At 41.6% G+C, this 12,566-nt stretch carries 9 protein-coding genes; 2 read left to right on the forward strand and 7 right to left on the reverse strand.

All coding sequences use genetic code 11. The annotated features are described in order from the left end of the window. Nucleotides 1-770 precede the first annotated feature (770 nt). Together rpsO and A3IA_RS0109070 are read right to left on the reverse strand one after the other, a co-directional pair. Entirely contained in the window at nucleotides 771-1,040 is a 270-nt protein-coding gene (rpsO, locus tag A3IA_RS0109065; protein WP_003046456.1) for a 30S ribosomal protein S15, read from the reverse strand. Nucleotides 1,041-1,138: 98 nt separating this feature from the next. Continuing rightward, nucleotides 1,139-2,326: an MFS transporter gene (locus A3IA_RS0109070; RefSeq protein WP_018381004.1), complete on the reverse strand. Its 1,188-nt coding sequence runs from the start codon at nucleotides 2,324-2,326 to the stop codon at nucleotides 1,139-1,141. A gap of 91 nt (nucleotides 2,327-2,417) precedes the next feature. Here A3IA_RS0109070 and A3IA_RS0109075 point away from each other — a divergent pair, with 91 nt between their 5' ends. Beyond that, the gene (locus A3IA_RS0109075; RefSeq protein WP_018381005.1) at nucleotides 2,418-3,077 is read left to right on the forward strand and encodes a cyclic nucleotide-binding domain-containing protein; all 660 of its coding nucleotides are present in this window, start codon (nucleotides 2,418-2,420) and stop codon (nucleotides 3,075-3,077) included. A 249-nt stretch (nucleotides 3,078-3,326) separates the two neighbouring features. On the opposite strand, the gene A3IA_RS0109080 is transcribed toward A3IA_RS0109075, so the two are convergent. Beyond that, nucleotides 3,327-4,658: a uracil-xanthine permease family protein gene (locus tag A3IA_RS0109080; RefSeq protein WP_018381006.1), complete on the reverse strand. Its 1,332-nt coding sequence runs from the start codon at nucleotides 4,656-4,658 to the stop codon at nucleotides 3,327-3,329. Nucleotides 4,659-5,151: 493 nt separating this feature from the next. Here A3IA_RS0109080 and def point away from each other — a divergent pair, with 493 nt between their 5' ends. Further along, complete coding sequence (gene def / locus A3IA_RS0109085; protein WP_018381007.1) at nucleotides 5,152-5,766, forward strand: peptide deformylase; 615 nt, start codon at nucleotides 5,152-5,154, stop codon at nucleotides 5,764-5,766. Nucleotides 5,767-6,492: 726 nt separating this feature from the next. Here def and lplA read toward each other — a convergent pair. The 4 genes from lplA to A3IA_RS0109105 all read right to left on the reverse strand — a co-directional run bounded on the left by lplA (nucleotide 6,493) and on the right by A3IA_RS0109105 (nucleotide 12,549). Beyond that, nucleotides 6,493-7,482 (reverse strand): lipoate--protein ligase, encoded by a 990-nt coding sequence (gene lplA, locus A3IA_RS0109090; protein ID WP_018381008.1) that lies wholly within the window; start codon nucleotides 7,480-7,482, stop codon nucleotides 6,493-6,495. A 636-nt stretch (nucleotides 7,483-8,118) separates the two neighbouring features. Further along, on the reverse strand, nucleotides 8,119-9,882 hold the full coding sequence (lpdA, locus tag A3IA_RS0109095; RefSeq protein ID WP_018381009.1) for a dihydrolipoyl dehydrogenase: 1,764 nt from the start codon (nucleotides 9,880-9,882) through the stop codon (nucleotides 8,119-8,121). A 167-nt stretch (nucleotides 9,883-10,049) separates the two neighbouring features. Next, the gene (locus A3IA_RS0109100) at nucleotides 10,050-11,441 is read right to left on the reverse strand and encodes a dihydrolipoamide acetyltransferase (RefSeq protein WP_018381010.1); all 1,392 of its coding nucleotides are present in this window, start codon (nucleotides 11,439-11,441) and stop codon (nucleotides 10,050-10,052) included. A gap of 109 nt (nucleotides 11,442-11,550) precedes the next feature. After that, nucleotides 11,551-12,549 carry an alpha-ketoacid dehydrogenase subunit beta gene (locus A3IA_RS0109105; RefSeq protein WP_018381011.1) on the reverse strand — a complete coding sequence of 333 codons (999 nt, stop codon included), beginning with the start codon at nucleotides 12,547-12,549 and terminating at the stop codon, nucleotides 11,551-11,553. Nucleotides 12,550-12,566 lie beyond the last annotated feature (17 nt).

The following is a 12,566-nucleotide window of genomic DNA, read 5'->3' on the forward strand; positions in this document are numbered from 1 at the left end:
TTTAGTCTAAAGTTGTTTAGCCATTAAAATCTATGAGTGAATAACCAATAAATGCACTAGTTTTCTTTCAAAGAATAAGACTTTATCCTTAAACTAGCCTTAAATCAGTATTTAATGGCGCAATTTGGGTAAAATTTCTTGAAATATCGTTTTTAATTTTTGTAATTTTCTAAAATTTTTAACCATGAAGATTTTTACTTTAGAGAGGGAGGGGAAATCGCCCAAATGGAAGCGTTTAATTGATCTCGCCGACGACACGGCACTTGGCAAAAGGGAAAAAGTTACCAGACGGGGGTGGGGGAAAATCTTCTATTTCACTGTGTGCCACTAAACGGATACCCACCTTGGATAATTGAACTCACCTATGACACTTGGCGAAATGGGAAAGTATTACTAGACGAGGGCGAGAGAAAATATACTAAGTTCACTGTGTACCGCCAAACGGCGACATAGCTTGAATTATTGAACCCGCCTACGGCACTTAGTGAGATGTGAAAACTTTCCTACACGCAGGCGGTTATTCTCCTAGTTCCCTATGTGGTACCGCCAAACGACGACATAGCTTGAATTATTGAACTCACCTATGACACTTGACGAAATGGGAAAGCATTACTGCACGCAGAGCAGCGGCAACAAAAAAGCACTCCAAAAGAGTGCTTAATTGATCTCGGGCTAAAATCTTAGTGAAAAGATAAACTTCCTTGTGTGGAGTCACACATGGTCAGTTTTTCGATTTTCATGCAGATTTTAGGTGCCCTTGATGTCTTAAATTAGCGACGAAGTCCGAGAGATTGGATAAGTTCACGGTAACGGTTTACGTCTGTGCGGCGTAGGTATGCCAACAAGTTACGACGGTGACCGATTTTCTTCATCAAGCCACGGTATGTTGCGTGGTCTTTTTTATGCTCTTTGATGTGGTTGTTAAGGTGGTTGATTTCCCAAGTAAGCACGGCTACTTGAACTTCAACTGAACCTGTATCACCTTCGTGACGAGCGTATTGTGCAATGATTTCATTTTTTTTCTCTTTTGAGATTGCCATAGTATATTCTCCTTTTTTTGCTTTATCCGAGTCCTAGGATTGGCACTCCTAAAACCAAGAAAAAGTTGGTTTAGCCGTTTCCAGCTCCATATATTCTATCAAATTCCTGACGTGCGGTCAATTTTTTTCTTTTTGGAAAATAGCAAAGCTGCTATCAAGACAGCCGTCATGCTTAGGATGAGTAGACTGTACAAGCCAAAGACTGCTGTCGGTGCTGGCGCAAAGTTAGTCAATAATTGTAAGGCGAAGGCTGTTGAACCTCCTCCAAGATTGCAACCTAAGAGGACGAGGACTGTTGCTGTTGAAAGCAGATGGGCGGGCATTTTTTCTGAAATGATGTGAAAAGCATAGGTAACTGCTAAGGAATAGAAGAATCCTGTTGTTAAAGCCCCAATGGATAGAAGCAACCAGCTGTCAGCAAGCCACAGAATGAGGCAGCCCAAACCGAAAATCAGAGTGACACTAGCTTGGAAGAATTTTCCAAAAAAAGCCATCAGAGGTGAATAGAGCGTTCCGGCTAGAATCCCCATGATCATCATGGCGCTTAGGAGAATGCTTGATTGTGATGCTGTCCCAAGCCCTAGCTGCTCAACGACTTGAGGAATCCGAATGGTGACTGAGGAGTTGACGAGGATAATAAAACCGGCATAAAGAGCAATAGCCAAGCTGTAAAGGAGCTGTCGCTGGGAGAATTTGGCGGTCTTTTCAAGCTTCTTAGTTGATTCCTGCTTGTGAGGAATATCAGGGACAAAAGCCATGTACATGAACAGGATAATCAGCCCGAGACCGTAAATGGAAAAAGATGCTGACCAGGAAATGCTTAGGAGTTGTCCTGCTAAAAAGGTCAACAAGGCTGACCCCAAGACTTCCATAGAGCCTCTAAGCCCAAGCATGCGTGTTCGGTCGTCGCCTGTAAAACGCTCGCTGATGATATTAATGGCACGCGCATTGAGCAGACCAATACCGCTTCCTAAAAGGATTCTTGATAGAAAGATAAGGGGATAAGCCTGAAAAAGGACTGGCAAACTGCCACCGATAGATAGAAACAAAAGCCCAAGGACAATCACCGCTCTTTCTTTCAAAAAACGGTTGATAACTGGTGTTAAGAGTAGGATGGCGATGATAGCAAAAGACGATAGGGGGATGAGGCGCTCGATTTGCGATGCGGTAAAGCCTTCTTGCTCAAAATGGGCGATCATTTGAGGGAGGGCTGGCGACACGGCGAAAGTCGAGACCATCATTAAGGATAGGGAGAGCAAACTTGCTCTTTCAAGGGTTGATTTCATGGGGAACCTTTCTTGCACAATTAAACTATGCTAAGTATAATGAAACTAAACGCATATCAATAGGACCTATGTCCTAAAAAGGATGTTGAAAATGATTTCAAATGCAAAAACACTCAACTACTATCTTCAGGATTCCGATTTGGCTCACTTTTTTCCAAAAAATTACCATAAACAGCTTCAAGTAGTCACTTATGACAAAGGACAGGTCATTTGTTCTCAAGGAGACGAGTTGGACTATATCGCTTATTTCTTCTCTGGAAAGGCTAAAGTTATCCGTCGTTCTGCCAATGGGAAAGAACACATCTTAGAAACGCTTGAGCAGGCTACTATTATCGGTGATATTGAGTTGATGACAAAAAGACCCGTTGTTTCGTCAGTCATCGCTTTGGAAGAATGCACTTTGGTGCAACTGCCACTTTTTAACAAGTTGGAACTCCTTTCAGACCCTCTTTTTCTGTATCAAGTAGGTCGTGAAATCGCCCAGAAATGTTACCAACAAAGTATCAGTTCGTCTGCCAATATCACCTATTCCGTCAAAGAACGCTTGGCTAGCCATATCCTTAGCGTGGAAAATCAAGGCGCATTCATCTTGGAATTAACTATCTTAGCCGATGCTCTAGGAACGAGCTACCGCCACTTGAACCGTGTGATTAAACAATTGGTCGATGAAGACCTCATTGTGAAAGTGGGCTTGAGGCAATATCTCATCAGCAACAAAAAAGAGCTTCAACTCTTAGCCATTCAAGAGTGAAGCACTGTATTTGAGATAGTCTTTTAACTTAACTTTGCTACATGGTCGCTTTCGACTTGTCGCACTCATATTCAATGAAAACCAAGTACTGTCTGTGTCTCATACTCAATGAAAATCAAAAGGAGACTAGGCGACGCTAATGCAGATAGAACTGTCTTCATCAAATCAAGTCAACAAGGTCTGCTTTTGAGTTTCGAAAAGTATCAGCTGCTTGTTCTGACAGTTAGTTCATTTGACTATCCTATAATCTTATTGGGCGTTTGACTTAGGCGCCGCTGGTAAGAGGAGGTTGAGCACCACTCCGACAATAGCACTGAGCGCTGTTCCTGAAAGGGTAAGGCTGCCGAGATCAAGAACCGCACCACCAAGCCCTAGAACCAGCATGGCACTGGCAATAATTAAATTACGTACTTGGCTGAAGTCAACACGTCTTTCAATCAAAACTTTGAGACCATTGCTCGCAATAACCCCGTAAAGAAGGATAGACATACCACCAAGAACCGCATTGGGAATCGTTGATATTAAGGCTGTAAACTTGCCTAGAAATGAGAAAGCAATAGCGATTAAGGCTGCATTTCGGATGACAGAAACAGAAGCGATACGTGTCATACCGATAACACCGGTATTCTCTCCATAAGTGGTATTAGCTGGACCACCGATAAGGGCTGACACTGCTGTTGCAACCCCATCACCGACGAGGGTACGTTTAAGACCGGGTTCCTTGAGGTACTGACGACCTGTGATTTGACCGAGAACGGTATGATCCCCAATGTGTTCGGCAACCGTTACAACGGCGATAGGCAGGATGGCTAACATCTCCGGACCAAAGTAGAAATTATAGGATTTGAAATGTCCTGTTTTGAAAGGGAGATAGAATTGTGGGATTTCAAACCAAGATGCCTTCAACACAGGGGTAAAATCAACTAGCCCAAGCAAGGCTGACAGGATGTAACCTCCAATAATGGCAAAAAGGAAGGGGATAATCTTGATAAAACCTCGACCGCTCGTATTGATAAAGGCTGCAATTAAGAAGGTCACAAGCGCAACTACAATATGACGCCAGTCAGCATCGGCGACAAAGCCAGCATTGGTTACGGCTGAATTGGCTAAACCAAGACCAATCACAATAATCATCGGTCCAATTACAATTGGGGGCAACAGTTTGTCAATCCAAGCTGTCCCAACCATTCTAACAATTCCTGAAATGGCGACATAGATAAGACCGACAAAGAAGATACCTGTTTGGGCGGCTGAAATATCACCTCCCATAGCTTTGATGGCTGTTGCCATCGCTGTAATGTAAGCAAAGGATGAGCCTAAGTAGACGGGTACTTGACATTTTGTAGCCAGTTGATAAATCAAGGTACCAATCCCTGAAGCAAAGAGCGCTACAGATACTGGCATACCAAGAATCAAGGGCACAAGGATAGTCGCTCCAAACATGGCAAAAACATGTTGAAAACTAAGCAGTATGCCTTTGGTAAGGGGTGGCTTTTCATCCACATCCAAAAGTAGGTCAACTTTATGTAAGTCAACATCAATGACCGAGTGGTCGTCTAAGTTAGAATGATTGTGTGACATATTTCCTCTTTCTTCTGGGCATATAAAAAGTCATATCCTTTTACGAATACAACTCCTTTTGGCTACACAAAAGGACCCAGCTATCTCAATATAGTCATAGGCCCTCAAATATGATGCTCGAAAAACGCTTCTGTCATGATACCTGAATTGTTTTTGAGCTTTCCTTGATGTCTTTTTCACCTCACGGGATGAATTTAAAAACCTACGCTTTAAGTATTTTAGCATAAGCTCCTTTAAAAAGCTACACTTTTTTCTAGAATTAAGCCAACTAAAATTGGCTGCTTGGCAGTTAGGACTTCTCCTTTAGGGCAATCTTTAAGAATAGGACTGTCAAGGTTTCTGTTATCATTTCCGCTAGGTATGGTATTGGTTTATTTTTTTATTCCTCTTATTATTCTCAAAAATCCATCGCGACCAAAACTTTTATTGACTTTCATTTTGTGATATAGTTAAAAGTACAAAATCTATCTATAAATCTAGTAAAGGAAACCCTATGTCACCTATTGAAAAAATAACCAAAGCATCACATTTAATTGATATGAATGATATTATCCGAGAGGGAAATCCTACGCTTCGAGCAAAGGCTGAGGAAGTGACTTTCCCACTTTCAGATCAGGATATTATCCTTGGTGAAAAAATGATGCAATTCTTGAAAAATTCACAAGATCCTGTTATGGCTGAAAAACTTGGACTACGTGGGGGTGTTGGCTTGGCTGCACCGCAATTGGATATTTCTAAACGTATCATCGCTGTTTTAGTGCCAAACCCTGAAGATGAAGATGGCAATGCGCCAACAGAAGCCTACAGTCTCCAAGAAGTGATGTACAATCCTAAAATTGTCTCACATTCTGTTCAGGATGCTGCACTGGCTGATGGTGAGGGCTGTCTGTCTGTTGACCGAGCTGTTGAGGGGTATGTTGTCCGTCATTCTCGTGTCACTGTGGAATATTTTGACAAGAATGGGGAAAAACATAAAATCAAACTGAGAAGTTACAATTCGATTGTCGTACAGCATGAGATCGACCATATCAATGGCATTATGTTCTACGACCGTATCAACCAAGATAACCCATTTGCTATTAAAGAAGGCATGCTGATTATTGAATAAAAATGATATAAATAGCGGCTCAAGCGACACTGCTCCTACTTAATAGGGCAATAATGTTCCCTGTTGCTTGTAGTGTAGGGGGGGCTGATTGCATAAAAATGATGTATAGTCTTTTGAATTAACTTTGATACATCGTCACTTTCGACTTGCCGTACTCAAGTACTGTCCGCGTCTTAGTTCCTTGTCTGAAAGTTAATTCATTTGACTATAAAAAACATCTGAAAACGCAAGGCTACTAACTTGTGGGGAAAAGAAAATACCTTATGCGACTAGTTTCTTGTATTGTGCGAGGGGCTGGTCGTTTGATTTCTGGTTCATTCTAGTTTTATTATCAATCTCTTTATCAAGCTGTCATACTTTTTAGCCATGGCATCTCTTGTCTCATGCTTCTATTTTTCGGTCATTCAGCCACTATCCGCCTTAACTATTAGTTTCCGACGGGTTGGGGAAAACGATGAGGTTCATTGTTTTCAGGCTGATTCAAAAGACCATAGCTTGTTTCAGTTCAATACAAGCTAGTTTAGCGTTTCGTGAATAAGATTTTTTAACCATATTAAAACACTCCTGTTTCTAATGGATTAGAAACAGGAGTGTTTTTCTTGTGTCTCAATTTAAGGGACGGTGTCAAAAAGCGAGGTGTTTTTGATTTGCTAGTTCCCTATGGAGCCATAGATAAACTATAGTCTTTTGAATATAGCTTAGATGGAGTGGGCTTGTCAAAAATCACTAAGCTACAATGGCTTTGGCAACTTCTTCTGTGGTCATGCGTGAGAAGTATTGTGTTGTATCAACGGTTTGTAATTTTTCAAGGACAGCTTTGTACTCGTAGCGAGTGCCTATTAGGAGTTCTTCAATCTCTTTAGCTGGTTTTACACCAAAGAAATCTCCGTAGATAGTCAGACCTTTGATGATTGAGTTTTCAACGTTGGCATAAGTTGTGATTTTACCTGCTGGATAGCGCACGGCACGTGAAACAGTGTATTCTGGCGATGAGCCAAAAATCCATTCCCATGTGCTGAATTGTTCTTCGTATGATTTTTGGATGGCTGCCAATTCTTCATCTGAAAAGACATATTCTGTCATGTCAGGATATTCTTCTTTCATTTGGTTCAAGAGGGCATCTTGGAATTCCAAAATGGTCATTTTTTCTGGCAATTCGTTGTTAATATTGGTTACGCGGGCACGAACTGACTTGACCCCTTTAGACTCAATCTTATCCTTACTTACCTTTAGAGCATCTCCCAAGACCGTCATGTCAACGTCAAAGAGGAGGCAACCGTGGTGCATCATGCGACCTTTATGATAGGCTTGAGCATTTCCTGCGATTTTTTTGCCATCAATCTCAAGGTCATTGCGACCTGAAAACTCGGCTTTAACCCCTAATTTTGCCAGAGTATCGATAACAGGTTTTGAAAATGTCTCAAAATCAAAAGAGCCTTCTCCAACCTTGTTGGAAATGATGGTGTAGTTAAGGTTATTCAAATCATGGTAAACGGCACCACCACCTGACAGACGGCGAGCAATGTGAATACCGTGCGCATCTGTGTATTCTTTGTTGATTTCTTCAATGGCATTTTGATGACGACCGATGATAATAGCTGGCTCATTGATCCAGAGAATGAACAGCTCATCTTCATCAACTAATTCGCGAAAAGCATAGGCTTCAAGGGCAATGTTGTAGTGCGGATTATTGCTTTTATTGATAATATATTTCATCAAAAAACTCCTTTATTTTGGCTAGTTTGCGTGTGCAAAAATATACCTTTTTAGTATAATGCAAACGCTAGCAAATAACAAGATTTTGGAATCCTTTGTCCTAAAATCTATTAAATAACAGTTTTTCTAGTTTGAGGTTTAGGCGAAGTAGCAGAGTATGTGTCATAAGAGTCGTTTCAACGTCAACAATCCTTTTAATACTCTTCGAAAATCAAAAGCAGACCTTGTTGACTTGATGTGTTGGAGACAGTTTTATCTGCAGCGGCGACGCCTAGTCTACTTTTGATTTTCATTGAGTATAAACAAATACAAATAATTAATCGTAAAACAGGACGCTTGAGCGTATCAAACCTAATCAACCTTTTCCAAACGATAAGTACAAAACGTTATGACAAAAACACCTCCCGTTACTATCGAACGGAAGGTGTTTTCTAATAGGAGCGTCAGCTAAGCCGCCATAGCAGTTAGCTGCTTGTTTCAAGGACTTCAGTCCTGACAATTAATAGCTTACGACGAAAAGGCACCTCGTTCGATTTTAACGAGGTGCCTTTTCTAGCTTAAGATTTAGGCGACGCACACCATGGTGTTCGCCGTTTCTTATCAACAACTGCTTCAGCAGTTGGATTAAGAATAATCTTATTTACGTTTTGGTGGGTTGTGGATAGCCTCACCCAATACATCAGCAAAGGCTTCGTACATAACTTCTGAGAATGTTGGGTGGCCGTGAATTGAAAGAAGAAGTTCGTCTACTGTCAATTCATTTTCCATGATTGTAGCTGCTTCATTGATCATTTCAGCTGCTGCTGGACCAATGATGTGTACACCAAGAATCTCATGGTATTTAGCATCTGCGATAACTTTTACAAAACCTTGATCTTCATTAGAAGCAATGGCACGTCCGTTACCTGTAAAGCTGTTTTTACCGATAAGAATGTCACCGTATTTAGCACGAGCATCTTCTTCACTCATACCAACCATGGCAACTTCTGGGTGTGTGTAAACTGCAGCTGGTGTGAATTCAAGGTTTGCTTTACGAACTTTACCGTGCATGGCATTTTCAGCAGCAACTTCACCCATACGGTAAGCGGCGTGTGCAAGCATTTTAGTTCCGTTAATATCACCGGGTGCATAGATACCTGAAATTGAAGTTTCTTGATAGTCGTCAACTTTGATACGGTTGCGTTCCATTTCAAGGTTGAGGTTTTCAAGTCCGTTCATTTGTGGTACACGACCGATTGAAAGAAGAGCTTTTTCAGCAACAACTTCTGAACCATCATTAAGTTTCAAGGTCAATTGGTTATTAGCTTCAACAATTTCTTCAACACCGACAGAAGTCTTGATGTTCATGCCTTTTTTAGTAAGGATTTTTTGAAGTTCGAGTGAGACTTCTTTATCCATGGCAGGGATAATACGGTCAGCCATTTCAATAACGGTCACTTCAACACCGTATGAAGCCCATACAAGACCAAGCTCGATACCGACAACACCACCACCCATAACAGCAAGTGATTTTGGCATTTCACGAAGGTCGAGAATGTCATCAGATGTTAAAACAAGTTTAGAGTCAATTCCTGGAATATTGATACGTGATACTTTTGAACCTGTTGCAAGGATAATGTTACGCCCTTTGATTGTTTCTGAACCAATTGTAACGGTTTTGTCAGGGTTAACTTGTCCAAGTCCGTTGAACATTGTGACTTTGTTAGCTTTTAGAAGACCGGCAACACCACCTGTTAATTTCTTAACAACAGAGTTTTTGAAATCAACGGTTTTATCCATGTCGATTGTGTAGTTGGTTGAAGCAAGGTTGATACCACGACCAGCTGCATGTTTGATACCGTCAAGGATTTCAGCATTTTTAAGGTAGGTCTTAGTTGGGATACATCCCACATTCAAACATGTTCCACCAAATTCTGATTTTTCAACGATGGCAATTTTTCCACCAAGTTGAGCACCACGGATGGCAGCGTAGTAACCTGCAGGTCCACCACCAACGACGATAATATCGTATTCGTTATCAGCAAGTGGCGCTTTTTCAGCAGCTGGAGCAGCTTCTTGTGCTGGCGCTTTAGGAACTTCAAGTCCTGCTGCTTCAAGGTCTTCAGTTGTACGGGCAACATCAACGTCTGATGCAGCGGATGAAGCAACTTCAACTTCCTCACCGGCTTCACCAATGTAACCGATTGTTTCAGTTACAGGTACTGTTTCACCAGCTTGACGAGTGATTTTCAAGAGAACACCTGAGTCTTCTGCTTCGATTTCCATGTTTGTTTTATCAGACATGATTTCAAGAAGAACATCACCTTCAGCGACAGTATCACCTTCAGCTTTTTTCCACTCGATGATTTCACCCTCGGCCATATCAACACCGAGTTTTGGCATAATAATTTCAACAGCCATTATTGATTTCCTTTCGTAAGATACATTGGGGTATTTGAGAGAAGTGTCTGTCTATTAGTCTTACTGAGACAGACAAGTCTAGAAACTTGTGGTGACCGACTCTCTTTTCACCCATCTTTAGTTTTAATTATAAAGTAGATTAGACAAATAAGCTATATTGTTTCTAATCAGATAAGCAATTCAAATGGATTTTCCATCAATTTCTTGAGGTCAACCATGAATTTAGCCCCATTCATACCATCAACCAAACGGTGGTCAATTGTCAAGCACATTGCCATGATTGGACGTGCGACGATTTCACCATCAACAACGGTTGGCGTTGGGATGGTAGCTCCGACACCAAGGATAGCTGAGTTAGGTTGGTTAATGATTGGGTTAAATGTCTTCGTTCCAAACATACCCAAGTTTGTGATGGAGAAGGTTGAACCAGACATTTCAGCGGCTTTTAATTTACCGCTTTGAGCTTTCTTGATAACGTCTTTTGAAGCAAGAACGAAATCTGACAAGCTCATTTTATCTGCTCCGTGAACAACTGGTACGATAAGACCATCGTCAAGACCTACGGCAATACCTAGGTTAACAAAACGGTGAAGTTCGATGTCATTAGCATCATTGATGAGAGATGCGTTCATATATTCATGCTCAGGTTTCATCAATGTTTTAACAACTGCCATACCAATCAAGTCGGTAAAGCTGACTTTAAGTCCTGTCTTAGCCATGATTGGATCGATCAGCTTCTTACGAAGTGCTATCATTTCGGTCATGTCAATGTCATAGTTAAGCGTGAATGTAGGCGCTGTGAGGTAAGAGTTTGTCATACCTTTAGAGATAGCCTTACGCATAGCTGACATTGGTTTGTGTTCAACGCCTTCAGGAAGCTCAACGACTTTTTCTTCTTTAGCTGGTGCTTGTGCTGCGGCTTCAGCTGGTTTAGCAGCTTCAAGGGCAGCCAAGATGTCTTCTTTCTTAATTTTTCCTGCAAATCCAGTTCCTGTGATTGTTGCAAGGTCAAGTCCTTCAGCTTCAGCCATCTTGCGAGCAAGTGGTGTTGCTTTTGGTTGGGCACCTTTGAAGTTTTCAACATCTTGGGCATGAACACGTCCTTTAGGACCAGAACCAGGAACAAGTCCTAAGTCAATACCTTGTTCACGAGCTGCTTTTCTGGCAGCTGGCGTTGCACGGACTTTGCCACCTTTTCCTTGCGGAGCAGCAACAACTGCTGGTGTTGGAGTTGTTGCTTGAGAAGGTGCCTCTGCTGGTTCTGGACTTGCTTTCTCCGCAGGTGCAGATGCTGGTGTTGCAGCCTCTGTAATTTCTTCACCTGCTTCACCAATGTAACCAATTGTTTCAGTTACAGGCACTGTTTCACCAGCTTGGCGAGTGATTTTCAAGAGAACACCTGAATCTTCTGCTTCGATTTCCATGTTCGTCTTGTCTGACATAATCTCAAGGAGAACATCACCTTCAGCGACAGTATCGCCTTCGGCTTTTTTCCATTCGATGATTTCACCTTCAGCCATGTCAACACCGAGTTTCGGCATAATAATTTCGACAGCCATAGTATTCCTTTCCTAGAATATTTGGGATTAGTCCCTTATTTCGTAAAAATAGATAAGAGGGTTTGGGAATTATTCCTCACTTCCCGTCTTATCTTAACATTTATCGTGATTAGTTACCGTTGTTAGCCATCTTACGGATAGCTTCTTTGATTTTCTCTACATCTGGTAAGATTGCTTGTTCTAGAACACGTGCGTAGGGTACAGGCACATCTTCTGAAGCCAAACGAACGATTGGGTGATCAAGATAATCAAAGGCTTCGCTTTCAGTTACTTTTGCAGCGATTTCTCCGATAAATCCACCAGTCTTGTAAGCGTCGTTAACAAGCATCAATTTACCTGTTTTCTTAACAGAGTCAACAATCATATCCAAATCAAGTGGAATCAAAGTACGTGGGTCAACCACTTCGACATCAATGCCTTCTTCTGCAACTTCTTGCGCTGCTTGAAGAACACGTTCTAACATGCGTCCATAAGAAACGATGGTAAGGTCTTTACCTTCGCGTTTGATGTCACCTTTTCCAAGTGGGATATAGAAGTCTGGGTCTTGGTTAACTTCTTCTTTTTTACCGTAAAGTGCTTTTGGTTCCATAAAGATAACAATGTTGTTGTCTTGAATAGAAGATTTCAAAAGACCTTTAGCTTCGTTGGCATTTCCCGGAGCGACAACTTTGATACCTGGGATGTGCGTCAACCAAGCTTCAAGTGATTGTGAGTGTTGCGCTGCAGATCCGATACCTGAACCTGATGCCACACGGAAAGTAACCGGTGTTTTAAGTCCACCACCAAACATGTAGTTGTTTTTAGCACCGTTGTTAACGATAGCATCCATCATGATGGTAATGAAGTCCATGAAAGTAACGTCAACGATTGGACGAAGACCAGTGATGGCTGCACCAATTGCTGCACCTGAAATAGCAGCTTCTGAAATTGGGGTATCTTTGACACGTTTAGCTCCAAATTCTTCAAGCATACCTACTGAAGTACCGAAGTCACCGCCGTAAACACCAACATCTTCACCGATAAGGAAGATGTTTTCATCTTTACGCATTTCTTCAGACATAGCAAGGTTTACGGCTTCACGTAATGCCATTAATTTTGTTTCAGTCATTATTTTTTTTCCTCTAC

This window comes from Streptococcus thoraltensis DSM 12221 (assembly GCF_000380145.1).
GTDB lineage: Bacteria > Bacillota > Bacilli > Lactobacillales > Streptococcaceae > Streptococcus > Streptococcus thoraltensis.